The organism is Amphritea sp. (assembly GCF_050300915.1).
Lineage (GTDB): Bacteria > Pseudomonadota > Gammaproteobacteria > Pseudomonadales > Balneatricaceae > Amphritea.
Genome location: NZ_JBNKYN010000048.1, coordinates 15226 through 33119, shown reverse-complemented (window position 1 = coordinate 33119; position 17894 = coordinate 15226). Strand labels below are relative to the sequence as shown.

Genomic DNA, 17894 nt, shown 5'->3' with positions numbered 1-17894 from the left:
GTACCTATTATGTTGACGAAGACAGCTGGAAAATTGTCCTGTTTGATGGCTGGGATGCTAAAGGGGATCTGTGGCGCATGAACTACTCACTGACCTATCTGGTGCCTGAACTGCCAGCACTGGTGACTAATGTGATGTGGGGTGGCTATGACCTGCAAACCGGCGCGTACTATCTGAACGCTGCCATGAATGGTGGTACCCCACATTACCGGGTGCGTGAACCGATATCTGAAGGCACATGGAGTCCGGTAGAACTGGCCAACCAGGGGGCTCGCTAATATCTCGCAATCCGTATTTGATCGTTGTCTGACAGCTGCTGTAACCCACAGCAGCTGATCTCAGGCGAGGATCAGGAGTTTTCTGATGGTCGTATTTTCCAATTCAATATTAAGAAACCGGCTGGCGGGAGGTTGCCTGCTGTTGCTGATGGCCGGGCAAAGCTGGACCGCTGTGGCGGCCGCTGATACCGGTTTTTCTGCGCTGGACACGCCAGCGCAGATCTCTGCTCAGTCAGTACATAAAACCATATTGTCGGTTGCACGGGCGGGTCAGCGACTGGTGGCTGTGGGTGAAGAGGGCATTATTCTGTTATCAGACGATAACGGTCAGCACTGGAATCAGATCGTGTCGCCGGTGTCTGCCGCGCTAACTGAGGTGCAGTTTGTCGACCCCCTTCATGGCTGGATTGTCGGCCACTATGGCGTGGTGCTGGCGACCACGGATGGCGGTGAAACCTGGCAGAAGCAGCTGGATGGCATTCAGGCGGCACAGTTATTGTTGGCGGATGTTCAGCTGCGCGGTGGCGATGAGCGTGAGCTGCGTGAAGCGCGCCGCTTAATCGATGATGGCCCTGATAAACCCTTTCTCAATCTGCATTTCACTGATGCCCGTAATGGCTTTGTTTTCGGTGCCTACAACCTCATCTATCGTACCCATGATGGCGGTCAGAGCTGGCAGCCGTGGCTGAGTCGGGTTGATAACCCGATGGGGCTGCATCTGTATGGTATGGCCGAGGCGGATGGGGTGCTGATGATGGCCGGTGAGCAGGGAACGCTGTTGCGTTCAACCGATGCCGGAGAACATTTTGAAGCGCTTGACTCGCCTTATGATGGCAGCTTTTTCGGCATTATCGCTGAGCCGGATGGGACATTTGTCGTCTATGGCCTGCGGGGGCATCTGTTCCGTTCAGTTGACAATGGTGACAGCTGGACTCAGCTTGATACCCGGGAAGAGGTTGCACTCAGTGCGGCGTCGATGCTGGCGGATGGGCGGCTGCTGGTGGTGAGTCAGAGTGGCTCGCTGCTGGTTAACCGGAATGACAGTGGTTTTGCTCCGGTAGCGGATCTGCCAGCGCTTCCATTAGCGGGGGTTGTTCAGTCGGCTGACGGGGCGGCTATTGTTGCCAGTCTGGCCGGTGTTCACCGATTTGATCTGCCCGGACGTATCGCCAGGGATAGTGCGTCCGGCAGTGTGAAGGAATAGCGTTGTGAATAGTGCGAATAATATAGATACCGGTGCAGCGAACCCGCCACCGGAAGCGTTTGATCCGCATTCCGGATCGTTTATTGAACGACTGGTGTTTAATCAGCGCCGGTTGGTGCTGGTATTTTGCCTGCTCATCAGTCTTGGATTGGGGTGGCAGGCAACTCAACTGGGGCTGAATGCCAGCTTTGAGAAGATGATCCCTACCGGACATCCGTTTATTACCAATTTTCTTGCCAACCGTTCCAGTCTGGCCGGGTTGGGGAACTCTCTGCGGGTTGCTGTCGGTGTTAAACAGGGGACTATCTACGATCAGCAGTATCTGCAAACACTGCAGCAGATCAATGATGAACTCTATCTGTTGCCAGGGGTTGATCGTCCCTATCTGAAGTCGCTGTGGACCCCGAGTACCCGCTGGATTGCCGTCACCGAAGAGGGCATGGATGGCGGTACGGTGATTCCTGGTAATTTTGATGGTTCTGCCGCGAGTCTGGAACAGGTTCGCCTGAATGTGCAGCGCTCCGGTGAGATCGGCCAGCTGGTGTCGGCTAATTTCCGCTCCAGTATTGTCTATGTGCCGTTGTTGGATAAAGATCCTCGCACCGGCGAGCCCCTGGATTACGGTCAACTGTCCCGTCAACTGGAGCAGATCAGAGCTAAGTACCAGAGCGATAATATTGAAATTCATATCACCGGTTTTGCCAAGATTGTCGGTGATCTGATCGAAGGGATGCAGCAGGTTCCGGTGTTTTTCGTACTGGCGGTGGCGATTGCCACAGCGGTACTGTTTGCCTATACCCGCTGCCTGCGCAGCTCGCTGCTGGTGATGGGGTGCTCGCTGATCGGGGTGCTCTGGCAACTGGGAATGCTGCAGTTGTTTGGTTTCGATCTGAACCCCTATTCGATCCTTGTTCCATTTCTGGTCTTTGCCATCGGTATCAGCCATGGCGCGCAGAAAATGAATGGCGTAATGCGCGACATAGGTAGCGGTATGGCGCCCTATGTGGCCACCCGTAACACCTTCCGTCGTCTGTTCCGCACCGGTATCGCGGCGCTGATTACCGATGCTTTTGGCTTTGCGGTACTGCTGGTGATCGATATCGGTGTCATCCGCGAGCTGGCGATTGCGGCCAGTCTGGGGGTGGCGGTGCTGATTATCAGTAACCTGGTGCTGTTGCCGGTACTGCTTTCCTATATCGGTGTCACACCTAAGGCGGCTGCGCGCTCGGTTCAGCATGACAGCGTGGCGGGGAGTGAGCGTGAAATTCATCAGGTTTTGCCCGGACGGTTGTGGAAATTCTTTGCCCTGTTTACTGAGCGCAAATGGGCGTTGACGGCGTTGACGGTGGCGGCCGGGCTGGCGGTGTTTGGTTCGGTGGTTGGCAGTCGCTTGCAGATCGGTGATCTGGAACCGGGGGCGCCTGAACTGCGGGCAGATTCCCGTTATAACCTGGATACCGCCTTTATGGCCGATAACTATGCCGCCAGTTCCGATATCTTCGTGGTGATGGTGAAAACCGCCGTGGATAGCTGTACCCATTACTCAGTCTTGTCGAAGGTTCGCGAGCTGACCGGGCAGCTGGAGCGGTTACCCGGCGTTGAATCGACCAACTCAATGGCGCGGCTGTCCCGCTATGCGATGGTGGGTTACAACGAGGGCAACTTTAAATGGCTGGAGCTGATTCCCAACAATGCCGCGCTGGGAGCAGTGCAGGCACGGGCACCACGGGAGCTGTTTAATGCGGATTGCAGCTTGTTATCAGTATATGTCTATCTGAAGGATCATAAGGCTGCGACGCTTAACAGTGTGGTTGAAGTCGCGCAGAGATTTGCCGCTGATAACAGCGATGATGAGGCTCGCTTCATGCTGGCAGCGGGCAACTCCGGTATTGAAGCGGCCACCAATATCGTGGTGAAAAAAGCAATGAACCAGATGATGTACATGGTCTACGGTGCGGTGATTATTCTCTGCTGGATCACCTTCCGCACCTGGCGTGGTGTCGTGGCGGCGGTGTTGCCACTGATGCTGACCTCGGTGATGTGTCAGGCGTTGATGGTCAAACTGGGAATCGGCGTTAAGGTAGCGATTCTGCCGGTGATTGCCCTGGGGGTGGGGATCGGTGTGGATTACGGTATCTATATCTACTCCAAGCTCAACACCTATCTGGTGCAGGGCATGGGGTTGCAGGAAGCCTATCTGAATACCCTTAAAACCACGGGTAAGTCGGTTGCCTTTACCGGCTTAACCCTGGCGATAGGGGTGGTGCTCTGGGTGTTTTCACCCATCAAGTTTCAGGCGGATATGGGGGTGCTGCTAACCTTTATGTTCCTCTGGAATATGCTCGGTGCATTGGTATTGCTGCCCGCACTGGCCTGTCTGCTGAGGTCTGATGCCGAGCTGAATGGAGGTAAAAAATGTTGCTGAATAAACGCATAGTGCTGGTGTTGGATCAACAGGATCCGGATTGTTTTGCATTACCGCGTTGCATGCTTATTGCCAGCCGTTTGCAAAGCCCGGTGACGCTGATCTGGCTGGGTGATAACCAGAGCATGGCTGGTGCAGCGGTGGCGCAGCTGGAAGATGCGGGTATTGCCGTGACGCTGCTGTATAGCGTCCGGGATAAACTGTTGAAAAAGCTGGCAAAGCTGTTGACTCAGGAGCCTGTTGCGTTGCTGATAAAAAGTTGTGACCCCCGGAAAAAAGGGTTTATGACCTCGATTGATGGCCAGATTCTGCGAGAGCTTCCCTATCCGGTGCTGCTGGTGAAGCGTGATGATCTCTGGCAGAACGGCATCGTCATGGCGGCAGTGAACCCGCTGGCGGATGACCGGCATCAGCTGCGGCTTAATGATGATCTGTTGCAGGTGGCCGCCCAGATAGCACTGGCGACCGACTCGGCTTTGACGGCGGCGGTTGCCTGTCCCTCGGCGATGATGGGGGCTGATCCGGTGATGCAATCAGAAGAACTGATTCAGCTGAAAGCACATCAGGCGCTTGAAGCGCAGTTGAAACGGCTGCAATTGCAGGCGCAGGAGGTGGCGGTCGGCGAAGGCCCTCCTGAATACTGGATTCCGCAAGCGGCGGGTCAGTTAGCGGCGCGCTTGGTGGTGATAGGTACTCGTGCCCGGGGAGGGATCAAAGGGGCGCTGATCGGTAATACTGCAGAGCGAATCCTGCCACGGCTGGACTGCGATATTCTGGTGCTGCGGGTAGGCCTTGCGGATGAGGTGGTGCCGGTACTGCAACAATAAATTGATTTTTTATCCAGAAGCCCGGCATGTCCGGGCTTTTTTGTTAACAATAATTGCATCTGTGTTGTTTTTTAACTAATTGATTTTTAAGTTTTAATTTTAATTAATTGGCTTTGTGATTCTTTGTGTTAGTGATAATGAAAGGTTTTGTTATTGGTTAATGGCGGCACTTCGTAGATCCTCAGTGCATACAATAAATAACAGTAGCGCTCTGTCTCTGAGAGACCGGGCGTGATACAGGATCTGTCGAGGTATCATCATGCCGGAATATAAAGCGCCCTTAAGAGATATTCAGTTTGTGCTGGATGAAATGCTGCAAAGTGAGCAACACTACCAGAGTTTGCCCGGCTGTGAAGAGGCCTCTCCGGATATGATCAGTGCCATTCTTGAAGAGGGAGCTAAATTTGCAGAACGTGTGCTTGCACCGCTGAATCAGGTGGGTGACCGCGAAGGCTGCCAGCTAACCGATGGTGAGGTGAAGACCCCTGCAGGCTTCAAAGAGGCCTATCAGCAATTTGTTGAGGGGGGCTGGTCATCCCTGGCTCATGACCCTGAGTGGGGTGGTCAGGGACTACCGGAATCGATCGGTATTGTCCTTAATGAGATGGTGGGTTCGGCGAACTGGTCCTGGAGTATGTACCCCGGTCTGAGCCATGGCGCGATGAACACGATTGAGGCTCACGGTACTGAAGCACAGAAACAAACCTACCTGACTAAACTGATCAGCGGTGAGTGGACCGGTACTATGTGTCTGACCGAATCCCACTGCGGTACCGATCTGGGAATGCTGAAAACCAAAGCGGAGCCACAGGCAGATGGCAGCTATAAAATCAGCGGCACTAAGATCTTTATCTCCGCCGGTGAACACGATATGGCGGATAATATTGTCCATATTGTGCTCGCCCGTCTGCCGGATGCCCCCCAGGGCACCAAGGGTATCTCACTGTTTATCGTGCCTAAGTTTTTGCCGGATGGTGCTGGCAATGTGGGTGAGCGTAACAATCTTAGCTGTGGCTCACTGGAACATAAGATGGGGATTCACGGTAACGCCACCTGTGTGATGAACTTTGATGGGGCCACCGGGTATCTGATAGGACCGGAAAACAAAGGTCTGAACTGTATGTTCACCTTTATGAATACCGCGCGTCTGGGGACGGCGCTGCAGGGGCTTGCGCATACCGAGTGGGGTTATCAGAACTCGCTGGCTTACGCCCGGGATCGCTTACAAATGCGGGCGCTGAATGGCCCGGCCTGTCCGGATAAACCGGCTGATCCGATTATTGTGCACCCCGATGTGCGGCGCATGTTGCTGACCCAGAAAGCCTTTGCTGAGGGTGGTCGGGCACTGATCTATTACTGCGCGCAGCTGGTCGACAACGTCAATCTGAGCAGTGACAGTGAGGTGCGTCAGCAGGCGGATACCCAACTGGCTTTCCTGACCCCGATTGCCAAAGCGTTTCTGACTGAGACCGGCTTTGAATCGGCTAATCTGGGGATGCAGATTTTTGGTGGACACGGTTATATCAGTGAATGGGGGATGGAGCAGAATGTCCGCGATAGCCGTATCTCCATGTTGTATGAAGGCACCACCGGAATTCAGGCACTCGATCTGTTAGGCCGTAAAGTGTTGATGACCCAGGGCGAATCGCTGAAATCCTTTACTAAAGTGGTGCATAAGTTCTGCCAGTCCCAGGCTGACAATCGTACAGTGCAGGAATTTATCAATCCGCTTGCCCGGTTGAATAAAGAGTGGGGCGATCTGACCACCCGTATCGGTATGAAAGCGATGCTTAACCGGGATGAGGTCGGCGCTGCTTCTGTCGATTACCTGATGTATTCCGGCTATGTAACGATGGCTTATCTCTGGGCCAGAATGGCAGTTACTGCGCAGCAGAAACTGGATGCCGGCGAGGGCGACCGGAGCTTCTATCAGGCGAAACTGAAAACTGCGCGGTTCTATTTTGAACGGATACTGCCACGGACGAAAACCCTGGAAGCGACTATCGACTCCGGTGCGGATAATCTGTTGGATATGGATGATGCAGAGTTTTCCTGCTGATTCCGGCGGCTTGAATAACGATGAAGCTATCTGTAACAAAGCTGGTTCGAAGCAAAGCCGGTCGGGCGTTACTGACCGGTCTGATTGGTGTTAATTACCGCTTGCGGCGTCTGACGCCGCAGACAATTGCAACAGAGGAGATGGATATGTCAGAGGTTAAGGGGTTGTTTGAGACCATGGCTGGTCGGTTTAACAGTGCAGCTGCCGCCGGTCTTGAGGCAGTATTCCAGTATAAGCTCGATGAAGGCGATGCCTATTATGTGGCCATTTCAGCCGGCGAGTGTGTCCTGGAAGAGGGTGAGCATGACAGCCCCAGTGTGGTTCTGATGATGGACAGTCAGACTTTCAAAGAGGTGCTGGATGGTGAAACAAACGGTATGCAGGCGTTTATGGCAGGCCGCATCCGCGCTGAAGGTGATGTGATGCTGGCCACCCGACTGGAAGCACTGTTTCCTGCCAGTTAACCCTTGAGTCAGTCGCACGAGATCATAATTGTGGCTGATTATATTCGACTTTTTAGTTTCAGCACTTATGCTGGAATAGACTGGTTAAATATTAAATCCTGTATTTAACAGCCAAACAACAATAACAATGACAGTAAGCGGTATTTGAAGATGGATCAAAAAGTACGCGGTAGCTGGATTCCAGAGAGTCTGAATCCAAAAGGCTATAACACACTGACCGATGTGATCCAGCGGATCGTCAGTGATTATGGCTCTAAAACCGCCTTTACCAGCTTTGGCAATACGATGAGTTATGCTGAACTGGGGCAGTTATCCGATGCGTTTGCCGTTTACCTGCAGCAGGAAACAGACCTGCAGCCGGGCGACCGTATTGCAATTCAACTGCCAAATCTGAATCAGTACCCGGTGGTGATGTTTGGTGCGCTGAAAGCGGGTCTGATTATTGTTAATACTAATCCGTTGTACACCCCGCGGGAGCTGGAAAATCAGTTTAAGGACTCGGGTGCTAAAGCGCTGGTGGTGTACAAAGGGGTTGCGCATAATGTTGATAAAATTATTGCCAATACCTCGATAAAATATGTTTTTACCACCCAGATAGCCGATCTTCATCCGCCATTAAAGCGGCTGCTGATTAACTCTGTGGTGAAATATATCAAGAAGATGGAGCCCCATTTCAATCTGCCTCAGGCGATTGAACTGCGGCATGCCTTAAAGCAAAAAGCCGGTCAGCAGCCACAAACGGTGCCCCAGACCTGCAGCGATATTGCGGTGTTACAATACACGGGTGGTACTACCGGGGTATCGAAAGGGGCAATGCTGACCCATGCTAATCTGATCTCCAATTTTCTTCAGGGAGTCAAGTTGATCTCCGCTGCAGACAAACACTGGGCGGAGATGGTGGTAGCGCCGTTACCGCTTTACCATATTTATGCTTTTACCATCACCATGGCAGTGCTTGAGCTGGGCGGTAATAACCTGTTGATCGCCAATCCTCGTGATATACCCGGTTTTATCAAAGAACTGCAACAGCATGCGGTATCGGCCTTTATCGGTCTGAATACGCTGTTTGTGGCGATCTGTAATCATAAAGACAGCCATCTGATCGATTTTAGTCATCTTAAAGTCACCCTGTCCGGCGGTATGGCGCTGACGTTGGCGGCGGCAAATGCCTGGGAAAATCTGACCGGTTGCCAGGTATTGGAAGCCTATGGTCTGACCGAGACATCACCCGCAGTTGCGATGAACCCGCCACGAAATATCCGCGTGGGTACCATTGGCCCGCCAGTGGCGGAGACTGAGGTGAAAATCGTTGGTGCCGATGGTCAGGCACTGGGTGTTGGCGAGCCGGGAGAGCTCTGTGTGAAAGGCCCTCAGGTGATGCTGGGATACTGGCAGAAAGAGCAGGCGACCCAGAGTTGCTTTACCGATGATGGTTATTTCATTACGGGTGATGTCGCCATTATTGAGGCGGATGGTTATCTGCGTATCGTTGACCGGGCGAAAGATATGATCAATGTCTCCGGCTTTAATGTCTACCCGAATGAAGTTGAGGATGTTGTTACCCTGCATCCTGCTGTGGTTGAGTGCGCCGCGATTGGTGTGCCGGATCTCCACAGTGGTGAGATTGTAAAACTCTTTGTCGTGGCCAAAGAAAAAGTCACCAGTGAAGAGATTCGCGACTGGTGTAAGGAGCGCCTGACTGCTTATAAAGTTCCTAAGGTGGTCGAGTTTACCGATGAGCTGCCAAAATCAAATGTGGGTAAAGTGCTGCGGCGAATGCTGCGTAGCGATAAGCCCGGTAGTCATGCTGCCTGAACCGCTAAAGTCACACTATAAAATCCGATTCTGATGACACAGGAGTCAGCTGTGAGTGAGCTGCTGAATATCACTACCCGGGAACGTATTTGTCAGATTGTGCTGAATCGTCCGGAGAAAAAAAATGCCCTGACGCTGGCGATGTATGCGGGGCTGGCGGCAGCCTTGCTGGCTGCCGATAATGATCCGCAGGTTCGGGTGATTGTCCTGAGCTCCAGCGGTGATAGCTTCTGTTCTGGCAATGATATTGCGGACTTTATCGCTGCCGCCAGTCGCCCTGGTGCGGTAGAGGCACCATTGCGATTTTTACAGACTATCGCTTCCCTGAAGAAGCCGCTGATGGCCGTAGTGTCGGGTGCTGCCGTGGGTATCGGTACCACTTTATTACTACACTGTGACCTGGTGATTGCCAGTGATCAGGCCCGTTTTCAGCTCCCCTTTGCCCGTCTGGGGCTGGTGCCTGAAGGGGGTTCCAGTTTACTGTTGCCGCAGCTGGTGGGGCATCGCCGGGCATTTGAGTTGCTGGTAATGGGCGATACCTTCAGCGCTGCAACGGCAAGAGAGATGGGCTTGGTTAACCGGGTTGTTATGCACAGCAGTCTGCAGGATCTGGCGATGCTGGAGGCCGGTAAACTGGCTGCCCTGGCGCCGGAGGCGGTATGTCAGAGCAAGGCGATGCTGCGCAGCTATACCCAGAAGCAACTGGACGCGGTGTTGGTGGCCGAAGTAAAACAGTTTGCAGACCGGTTGCAGTCAGCGGAGGCGGCAGAAGCGCTACAAGCTTTTGTGGAGAAACGGGAGCCGGATTTCTCTCGCTTTTAAACGGTTATTTGTTGCCTTTATGGCGTAACAGAAGATCGCCGTAAAGGGCTTTGATCTCCGCAATATCTTTTTCACTGTCGCCGCTGGTGTAATAGGCGGTGTAGATTCCCGCGCGCTTGGCTCGCCAGTCGATATAGGCGGCCATCACCGGCACACCCGCCTGATGGGCGATATGATAAAAGCCACTTTTCCATTCGTCTACCTGTGAACGTGTGCCTTCCGGGGCGATCACCAGATAGAGCTGCTCTGCATTTTGAAACTGAGCCGCTGCCTGAGAGACGACATTCAATGATCTTGAGCGGTCAATAGGAATCCCTCCCAGCCACATCATCAGGTGGCGCACGGGAAACCTGAAGATCTGTACCTTACCCATCCAGTAAATCGGAAGCTCCTGACTGAACGCCAGCATCAGCGCGTAGGGCAGATCCCAGTTGCTGGTATGAGGTGCACCGATCAGGACACACTTATCGATTCCCTGTATGGCGGCAAAATCCAGCTGCCACCCCTTCATTTTCAGAAATTTTTGTGAAATCCAGCGTAGAGCGGGTTGAAGTACCGGGTTGTCAAAAATAGTCGGGTGCATGAGCAGTCTGAAAGGGTGGCTGTTTTCCGGTTATTGTAGTGTTATTTATCCCAATCTGATACGTAACTCCCTGTTCTTCCGGTACTTGCTGTCAGTTCTATCCACAGTGGTGTCGGGTAAATACATGGTTGATAGTTTTTTTGCTCATAATTGTTAATTCTATGTTTTTTATAACTGCATGTTTTTAAAGTGATTAACTAAAAAGTAGACGATTTTGTTACTGATAAAGGCTATTTTTGTTATTGCTGGAAAATCCCCCGCGACTAGTATTAAACAGTCTGTACTGTACGCAGTGTTATCTCCCGATTTCTGATTTGGCAGTCCGGCGTGCAGAGGAGGAGTCAGATGTTTGCGATGACTAACAATAATTATCCTGAGTATGGAGTGCACCATGCAATTTGAAGGAAAGGCTATTCAGGTTCACGAGATCGACAGCGGTTTGTATGAGCTCTGTTTTGATCTCAACGATGAACCGGTGAATAAGTTTAATCAACTCACTCTGGGAGAGCTGAAAGAAGCGTTAGCGCAGCTCAATACGGTTGATGGGCTAAAGGGTGTACTGTTCAGCAGTGCGAAAGACAGTTTTATTGTCGGTGCCGATATTACCGAGTTCAGTTCGCTGTTTGACCAGGGTGAGGCGGGGCTGATTGCTAAGCTGCTGGAAACCCACGGGATCTTTAACGCTGTGGAAGATCTGCCTTGTCCTACGGTGACTGCAATTAATGGCCTGGCGCTGGGCGGAGGGTTTGAGCTTTGCCTGTCTACTGACTATCGGGTGATGGGTGAGAAAGCCAAAGTCGGCTTGCCGGAAGTAAAGCTGGGGATCAACCCAGGCTGGGGCGGTATTGTGCGTCTGCCCCGGCTTATCGGTATCGATAATGCCAATGAGTGGATCTGTACCGGTGCCGAGAAGCGTGCCGATGCAGCACTGAAAGATGGGGCTGTGGATGCGGTTGTTGCCCAGGAGAAGGTGCGTGAGGCGGCTATCAGTCTGTTGCGTCAGTGTGCTGAAGGTAAATTTGATTATGCCGCTCGTCGCACTGAAAAACAGAGCCCGGTGAAACTGAATCAGATTGAGCAGATGATGGCCTTTGAAACGGCGAAAGGGATGATCGGCGCTAAAGCCGGACCTCACTACCCTGCGCCATTACAGGCGGTGAAAACGATTCAGAAGTCCTGCGGTATGGAGCGTGACCGCGCGATTCAGGCCGAAGTTGAGGGGGTTGCTAAACTGGCTTCCGGGCCCGTGGTAAAAGCGCTGGTCGGTCTGTTTATGAAAGATCAGTATGTCAAAAAAGTCAGTCGGGGCTATGAGTCTGCAGCGGTAAAAGTGAAGCAGGCAGCGGTGTTGGGTGCTGGCATTATGGGCGGCGGTGTTGCCTATCAGTCTGCCTCGAAAGGGGTGCCGATCCTGATGAAGGATATCAATGAGTCGGCGATCCAGCTGGGACTTGATGAGGCGAACAAACTGCTCGGTGGGCAGCTGAAACGGGGGCGGACCGATGCGGCGAAGATGGCGGCAACCATCAACCGGATTCGTCCAACCCTGAGTTATGGTGATTTCGGCACGGTCGATCTGGTGGTGGAAGCGGTGGTTGAAAACCCCAAAGTGAAGGGGATGGTGCTGGCGGAAACCGAGCAGCATATCGCCGACGATGCGGTGCTGGCGTCGAATACGTCAACAATCTCGATTACCGAGCTGGCGAAATCGCTTAAGCGTCCGGAAAACTTCTGCGGTATGCATTTCTTTAACCCGGTACATATGATGCCGCTGGTGGAGGTTATTCGGGGGGAGAAAACCTCGGATGCCACGGTTGCGCGCACCGTCGCTTATGCAACCGCCATGGGTAAAACGCCGATAGTGGTCAACGACTGCCCCGGGTTCCTGGTAAACCGGGTGCTGTTTCCCTACTTTGGTGGCTTTAATGGCCTGATACAGGATGGCGCTGATTTCCGCGAGGTAGACAAGGTGATGGAAGGGTTTGGCTGGCCAATGGGGCCTGCCTATCTGCTGGATGTCGTCGGCATTGACACTGCACACCATGCAGATCAGGTGATGGCCGCAGGCTTCCCGGAGCGGATGTCCCATGAAGGGGAATCAGTGATCGACCGGATGTACTCTCTGGAGCGTTTTGGTCAGAAGAACAGTAAAGGTTTTTACCGTTACGAGCTGGATCGCAGGGGCAAGCCTGCCAAGCTTCATGATGAAGAGGTCGATCAGCTGCTGCAAGGTACTGTGGGGGCTGCCCGGACGTTCGAACAGCAGGAAATTATTGAACGGATGATGATCCCTCTCTGTATTGAAACAGTACGTTGTCTGGAGGAGAAAATTGTTGCTTCACCGGCAGAAGCGGATATGGCGTTGATCTACGGTATTGGCTTCCCGCCGTTCCGTGGTGGTGTATTCCACTATCTGGATGAGATGGGGATGGCGGCGTTTTGTGAGATGGCTGCAAAGTATGCTGATCTGGGGCCGTTGTATCAGCCCACTGAGATGATGCGGCAGATGGCTGCAAACGGTGCTACTTACCTGAACGCTCAATCAAACAAGCACGCTAACTAAGGAGGAATCGAAGATGAGTCTGAATCCAAATGATGTAGTCATCGTCGATGCGGTGCGCACCCCGATGGGCAGGTCCAAAGGCGGTTCCTTCCGTAATGTCCGGGCTGAGGAGTTGTCGGCACGGGTGATGCAGGCGCTGTTGCAGCGTAATCCCAATGTCAATCCGGCAGAGATTGAAGATATTATCTGGGGCTGTGTGAACCAGACCAAAGAGCAGGGCTTTAATATCGGTCGTAACGCTGCGGTGCTGGCCGGGCTGCCTCACAGTGTGGCGGCGCAGACCGTTAACCGTTTGTGTGGCTCTTCGATGGCTGCACTGCACTCGGCAGCGCAGGCGATCATGTGTGGCAACGGCGATCTGTTTATGGTCGGCGGGGTGGAGCATATGGGGCATCTGGATATCCTGCACGGTATCGATATCAATCCGCAGATGAGCAAGCAGGTCGCCAAAGCGGCGATGATGATGGGTCTGACCGCTGAGATGCTCGGGCGGATGAATATGATCAGTCGTGAAGAGCAGGATGCCTTTGGTGCCCGTTCCCACCGTCTGGCCGATGAGGCCCGCCGTGAGGGACGTTTCGATAACGAGATTGTTGCGGTCGAAGGGCATGATGAAAACGGATTTAAATCGCTGTTGGAGCAGGATGAGGTGATCCGCCCGGAAACCACAGTGGAAGTCCTGGCTACGCTAAAGCCCGCTTTTGTACCGAAGGTGGGTACGGTGACGGCAGGAACCTCCTCAGCCTTCTCCGATGGTGCATCGGCGATGCTGATGATGTCAGCAGCCCGGGCTCAGGCACTGGGTCTGAAACCCAGGGCAAAGATCCGCTCAATGGCGGTTGCCGGTTGTGATCCCTCTATCATGGGCTATGGTCCGGTACCAGCAACGCAGAAAGCCTTGAAGCGGGCGGGTCTGCGTATCGAGGATATCGATTATGTTGAGCTGAATGAGGCCTTTGCGGCTCAGGGCCTTGCGGTGTTGAAAAACCTGAAACTGATGGATCAGATGGAGGAGAAAGTGAACCTCAATGGCGGCGCGATTGCGCTGGGCCATCCGCTGGGTTGTTCCGGCACCCGAATCTCCACCACGCTGCTGAATGTGATGGAACAGAACGACGGCACGCTGGGGCTGGCAACCATGTGTATCGGCATGGGGCAGGGTATCGCCACGGTGTTTGAACGGCTTAACTAAGAGCTATAGCCGCTCTGCTTGCTGCGGCTATGAAAACCCCGGATACTGTCAGTTGTTGTGACATTATCCGGGGTTTTTTATTTGAACTTTTTCGCGCATCTGGTGCTGGCTGAAGCAACGGTTGAATCCCGGGTCGGTAATCTGCTGGGAGACTTTGCCCGTGGTGTTGACCAGCAGGCGCTATCTGCTGAGGTTTTACAGGGGCTGATCAACCACCGCCGCGTGGATCAGTTTACTGATCAGCACCTTGAGGTGCAGCGGATGAAGCGGCTGTTCAGTCAACGGCGGCGTCGCTTTGCCGGTATCGCGCTGGATGTTCTGTTTGATCACTATCTGCTGAATCACTGGCAACAGTTCAGTTCGCTGTCAAAAAAGCGGGTTATTGAGGTGCTGTATGAGGACCTGATAGAGGGGCAGTCACTGATGCCGCCGTCGATGCAGCAAGTCACCCGACGTATTGTTGATGCGGACTGGTTTGGTAGTTATGAACGCCTGGAAGGGATCGCCTATGCGCTGGATCGGATTGCCGGACGGATACGCTTTAACAATCAGTTTCAGGGAGTGGGAGAGGAGCTGATGCAGCACTATCCCCGGTTTGAAGCTGGCTTTCAGTTGTTTTTCGCCGATCTGGCTGTTCAGTTCCCGTCACCGCTAATCGATTCAGGGAACTGAGGGTATCGCTGAAAGCGTTAGATTTTACGCTGGGCCAGGCGCGCCTGCAGGGTGCTGATCAGCTCCTGCTTACCATGTCCTGGCTTGTTGGCTGCAGGCTCTGCAACATTGCGATAGCGGGCGATGGTATGGGCAATCTTCTGCTCTTTATTCAGCCCCGGACGCAGATTCAGGCGTGCCGGAGTTGTCTGTTTCGCACTCGCAGAAATACCTGAAGACACACGGGATTTCTCCTGCTGCATAATCGCTATCTCGGCACTTCTGACCATATCCCGATCCAGCTCAAGACGGCTCTCTTTGAGCGCTTCAGCGGGCTTTTTCTGGGACAGCGGCAGACTGCTGCGGATAGCGGATTTCGGTTTGGCTTTGGGCGCGGTTTTGCGCATGCCCTGAGCACGGGCATCAATCCGTGCCATGACCGCAGCCATCTCCTGGGCTTCAGCTTGTTGCCGGGATATTTTGCTGGATTCACGTGCTTCACGTTCCTGCGCAATTTTTTCCCGAATCAGCTTTTCCTGAGCGGCTGAAGACACTTTACCACTGGCCAGTTTGGGAGCGGCAGTCGTGCTGGCGGGTTTCACGGCAGGTGTTTTGGCTTTTGCTTTTGAGGACTTACCCCGTTTGCGGGAATCCATCGCTGCAAGTACCTTGTTCATCGCCATGGTTTCCTGGCGCTCGCGGACAATGCGGGCCTCAAGCTCAGCGTCCCGCTGTTGCGCGAGCAGCTTCAGATCAACCTCACCTGTTGGTTTGGCGATCTCGTTTTTCAGCAATGCCTTCTGTTCCGCTTCCTCCAGCAGAGCCAGGGCTGCTTTACGCTCTTCCGCGCTCTGGCGATGCACCTTGCTGGGTTTGGGTTTGGTGATCAGGCCCTGCAGGCTTTTACCGTTGAAGGTTTCCAGAGCGTCTGCTGTCAGCTCACGTGCTTCGCTGAGATTGTCTGCAAAACCGTACTCGCTGAGGGCAAAGCTGTGGGCTCCCGCATGGCGAATGTCATTATAAAGCTCGGCCTCTACACCGGACTCTGCTGCAATTAACAGCGTCTCCCAATGACTATCGATATCGTTACGGGTGGAACCGACATAGACCTGCTTGGAAACTGTGTTAGTGATGGTGAAAATAATCAAGATATTACCCGGTACCGCTGGCAAAAAGAGGGGGTATTATAGAGATCAGCGCGGCAAAGGTAAGACTTGATATTTAGTTTTTTTTCAGACTTTAAATCGCCATGGGCTATCTATCTGATTTAATGGTTTATTCGGGCGGGTGGAGGATCACTTGCGGAGAAAAATTTTTGCCTTAATCCATTTAGTGGTTCAACTGAGCAATACGCTCTGCCAGTTGTTTATATTCAGAATAGGTGTCTATTGTCGGTTGACGCAGTGAATAGGGAACCTCGGCGAGGGCGTTAATTTTGCCCTCTGGCAGGAGTAGGTGCCAGGCGGTTCTGAACTGAGGCTCCTCTCCCAGCAGCTGTTGGCAGGGGGTGCTTTCCCATACCTGATTCAGATTGTTGCTGGCATTTGCCCGGCTAAGACAGGCGTTAATAAGCGGTCGCAATTTAATAATGTATACGGCTGCGGCGCGAGGATCATTCAGCTGCATCGCCGGGGCTGGCCAGGAGATTACCAGCAGTATCGTTAATATCAGCACTCGCGTGCCTGGTCGGTAATCAGATCTATATCGTTGTGAGTGGGACAAGTTGCTGCTCCGGCCGGATATTTTTACTGCAGTTTATCCTATTTTTATAAATCGCTCAGCAGTGATAGCCTCTGCTGAGCGCTTATTCAGCACATTATTCACTAAACTGGCTGAGTAGTTCGCCATATCCCTCAGCAGCCATCTGTTCCCGGGGGACAAAACGCAATGAAGCTGAGTTGATGCAGTAGCGCAGCCCGCTGGGTTTTGGACCATCATCGAACAGGTGTCCCAGATGGGAGTCAGCAAATTGACTGCGTACCTCGGTGCGGGTGATAAAGAACTTAGTATCGCGATGCTCCGTCACTGCGCCGGAGGTGATCGGTTGGGTAAAGCTTGGCCAGCCAGTACCGGATTTGAACTTGTCCCTGGATGAGAACAGCGGCTCGCCGCTGACGATGTCCACGTAGATCCCCTCTCGTTTTTCATCCCAGAACTCATTCTGAAACGCCCGTTCAGTGGCATCTTCCTGGGTAACCTCGTACTGCAGGTCGGTCAGTTTGCTGCGCAGCTCTTTCTCTGAGGGTTTTTTGAACTGACGGTAAGTGATCGCAGCGTCTGTGGTATTGGCGCTGCCCTTTTCACTGTTTGCTCCCTGTTCCTGGCCACGGCCGAACTGGGTGAAGTCCGGATGCAGGTCATCGCCCCAGGTTTTTTCCAGGTACTGGTCGCGGCCTGAGTTAAAACGGTAGTATTTGTACCTCAGCGGATTACGTTTGTAGTAGTCCTGGTGGTAATCTTCCGCCGGGTAAAAAACAGTTAACTTGGTCAGTTCGGTGGCTAAAGGTTTGCTATAGCGTCCGGAGCTTGCCAGTTCCTTCATCGACTTTTCTGCGATCAGGCGCTGCTGTTCATTGTGATAGAACACCGCCGGACGGTACTGGTTACCCCGGTCAACAAAGGAGCCTGTGCCATCGGTGGGGTCCATCTGTCGCCACAGAGACTGGAGTAAGCCCGCGTAGGTGATTACTTTCGGATCATAATAAACCTGCACCGACTCGGTATGACCCGTGCTGCCGGAAGAGACCTCTTTATAGGTTGGGTTAGCTGTCTGACCTCCGGTATAGCCTGAAACGGCATCTTTAACCCCGGGGAGTTTTTCAAAACCCGCTTCAGTACACCAGAAGCAACCTCCGGCAAAAGTGGCAACTTTGAACCCCTGTTGCTGAAGGTCTTCACGAACGATCGTCTCTGACCCCGCCGTTACGCTGAATACGGTAATACCCGTCAGGGCGACTAAAAAAACGGCTATCTTCGCTTTCATCGGTTATCTCTCCAAAGCATCTCATTGA

15 protein-coding genes are annotated in these 17894 nt (G+C 53.1%); 11 read left to right on the top strand and 4 right to left on the bottom strand.

All coding sequences use genetic code 11. From position 1 onward, the window contains the following. The 8 genes from ACQY8X_RS13360 to ACQY8X_RS13325 form a co-directional block, all read left to right on the top strand. Positions 1–278 (top strand): DUF1329 domain-containing protein (locus tag ACQY8X_RS13360; RefSeq protein WP_428035633.1); only part of this gene is annotated, 278 nt, incomplete at its 5' end. Between the two features lie 85 nt (positions 279–363). Beyond that, positions 364–1482 (top strand): WD40/YVTN/BNR-like repeat-containing protein, encoded by a 1119-nt coding sequence (locus ACQY8X_RS13355; RefSeq protein WP_428035632.1) that lies wholly within the window; start codon positions 364–366, stop codon positions 1480–1482. A 4-nt stretch (positions 1483–1486) separates the two neighbouring features. Then, positions 1487–3907, top strand: a complete 2421-nt coding sequence (locus tag ACQY8X_RS13350; RefSeq protein ID WP_428035631.1) for an efflux RND transporter permease subunit — start codon at positions 1487–1489, stop codon at positions 3905–3907. After that, entirely contained in the window at positions 3898–4734 is an 837-nt protein-coding gene (locus tag ACQY8X_RS13345; protein WP_428035630.1) for a universal stress protein, read from the top strand. The genes ACQY8X_RS13350 and ACQY8X_RS13345 overlap by 10 nt, the downstream gene beginning before the upstream one ends. 259 nt (positions 4735–4993) lie before the next feature. Then, positions 4994–6793 (top strand): acyl-CoA dehydrogenase C-terminal domain-containing protein, encoded by a 1800-nt coding sequence (locus ACQY8X_RS13340; protein ID WP_428035629.1) that lies wholly within the window; start codon positions 4994–4996, stop codon positions 6791–6793. A 20-nt stretch (positions 6794–6813) separates the two neighbouring features. Continuing rightward, positions 6814–7257: an SCP2 sterol-binding domain-containing protein gene (locus ACQY8X_RS13335; RefSeq protein WP_428035628.1), complete on the top strand. Its 444-nt coding sequence runs from the start codon at positions 6814–6816 to the stop codon at positions 7255–7257. A 150-nt stretch (positions 7258–7407) separates the two neighbouring features. After that, positions 7408–9072, top strand: coding sequence for an AMP-binding protein (locus ACQY8X_RS13330; RefSeq protein ID WP_428035627.1), 1665 nt, complete (start codon positions 7408–7410; stop codon positions 9070–9072). A 51-nt stretch (positions 9073–9123) separates the two neighbouring features. After that, entirely contained in the window at positions 9124–9894 is a 771-nt protein-coding gene (locus ACQY8X_RS13325) for an enoyl-CoA hydratase-related protein (protein ID WP_428035626.1), read from the top strand. A 4-nt stretch (positions 9895–9898) separates the two neighbouring features. Here ACQY8X_RS13325 and ACQY8X_RS13320 read toward each other — a convergent pair whose 3' ends face one another. Next, on the bottom strand, positions 9899–10405 hold the full coding sequence (locus tag ACQY8X_RS13320; RefSeq protein WP_428035625.1) for a 1-acyl-sn-glycerol-3-phosphate acyltransferase: 507 nt from the start codon (positions 10403–10405) through the stop codon (positions 9899–9901). Positions 10406–10868: 463 nt separating this feature from the next. Between ACQY8X_RS13320 and fadB the strand changes: the two genes are divergently transcribed. The 3 genes from fadB to ACQY8X_RS13305 all read left to right on the top strand — a co-directional run bounded on the left by fadB (position 10869) and on the right by ACQY8X_RS13305 (position 14904). Continuing rightward, positions 10869–13040 carry a fatty acid oxidation complex subunit alpha FadB gene (gene fadB, locus ACQY8X_RS13315; RefSeq protein ID WP_428035624.1) on the top strand — a complete coding sequence of 724 codons (2172 nt, stop codon included), beginning with the start codon at positions 10869–10871 and terminating at the stop codon, positions 13038–13040. A gap of 13 nt (positions 13041–13053) precedes the next feature. Next, positions 13054–14232, top strand: coding sequence for an acetyl-CoA C-acyltransferase FadA (gene fadA, locus ACQY8X_RS13310; protein ID WP_428035623.1), 1179 nt, complete (start codon positions 13054–13056; stop codon positions 14230–14232). Positions 14233–14313: 81 nt separating this feature from the next. Beyond that, complete coding sequence (locus ACQY8X_RS13305; RefSeq protein WP_428035622.1) at positions 14314–14904, top strand: ACP phosphodiesterase; 591 nt, start codon at positions 14314–14316, stop codon at positions 14902–14904. Between the two features lie 17 nt (positions 14905–14921). Here the strand turns inward: ACQY8X_RS13305 and ACQY8X_RS13300 are convergent, their stop codons facing one another. From ACQY8X_RS13300 to msrB, 3 genes are all read right to left on the bottom strand, one after another. Continuing rightward, a complete protein-coding gene (locus ACQY8X_RS13300; RefSeq protein ID WP_428035621.1) occupies positions 14922–16031 on the bottom strand; it encodes a hypothetical protein in 1110 nt (369 codons plus the stop codon). A 181-nt stretch (positions 16032–16212) separates the two neighbouring features. Further along, on the bottom strand, positions 16213–16557 hold the full coding sequence (locus tag ACQY8X_RS13295) for a hypothetical protein (RefSeq protein ID WP_428035620.1): 345 nt from the start codon (positions 16555–16557) through the stop codon (positions 16213–16215). Between the two features lie 142 nt (positions 16558–16699). After that, positions 16700–17866, bottom strand: coding sequence for a peptide-methionine (R)-S-oxide reductase MsrB (gene msrB / locus ACQY8X_RS13290; RefSeq protein ID WP_428035619.1), 1167 nt, complete (start codon positions 17864–17866; stop codon positions 16700–16702). Between the last annotated feature and the right edge of the window lie 28 nt (positions 17867–17894).

What these genes read in the sequence shown, in the direction of transcription:
- ACQY8X_RS13330 (WP_428035627.1), top strand. Translation starts at nt 7,408, where the DNA reads ATGGATCAAAAAGTACGCGGTAGCTGGATTCCAGAGAGTCTGAATCCA.
- ACQY8X_RS13340 (WP_428035629.1), top strand. Translation starts at nt 4,994, where the DNA reads ATGCCGGAATATAAAGCGCCCTTAAGAGATATTCAGTTTGTGCTGGAT.
- msrB (WP_428035619.1), bottom strand. Translation starts at nt 17,866, where the DNA reads ATGAAAGCGAAGATAGCCGTTTTTTTAGTCGCCCTGACGGGTATTACC.
- fadB (WP_428035624.1), top strand. Translation starts at nt 10,869, where the DNA reads ATGCAATTTGAAGGAAAGGCTATTCAGGTTCACGAGATCGACAGCGGT.
- ACQY8X_RS13320 (WP_428035625.1), bottom strand. Translation starts at nt 10,405, where the DNA reads ATGAAGGGGTGGCAGCTGGATTTTGCCGCCATACAGGGAATCGATAAG.
- ACQY8X_RS13335 (WP_428035628.1), top strand. Translation starts at nt 6,814, where the DNA reads ATGAAGCTATCTGTAACAAAGCTGGTTCGAAGCAAAGCCGGTCGGGCG.
- fadA (WP_428035623.1), top strand. Translation starts at nt 13,054, where the DNA reads ATGAGTCTGAATCCAAATGATGTAGTCATCGTCGATGCGGTGCGCACC.
- ACQY8X_RS13345 (WP_428035630.1), top strand. Translation starts at nt 3,898, where the DNA reads ATGTTGCTGAATAAACGCATAGTGCTGGTGTTGGATCAACAGGATCCG.
- ACQY8X_RS13355 (WP_428035632.1), top strand. Translation starts at nt 364, where the DNA reads ATGGTCGTATTTTCCAATTCAATATTAAGAAACCGGCTGGCGGGAGGT.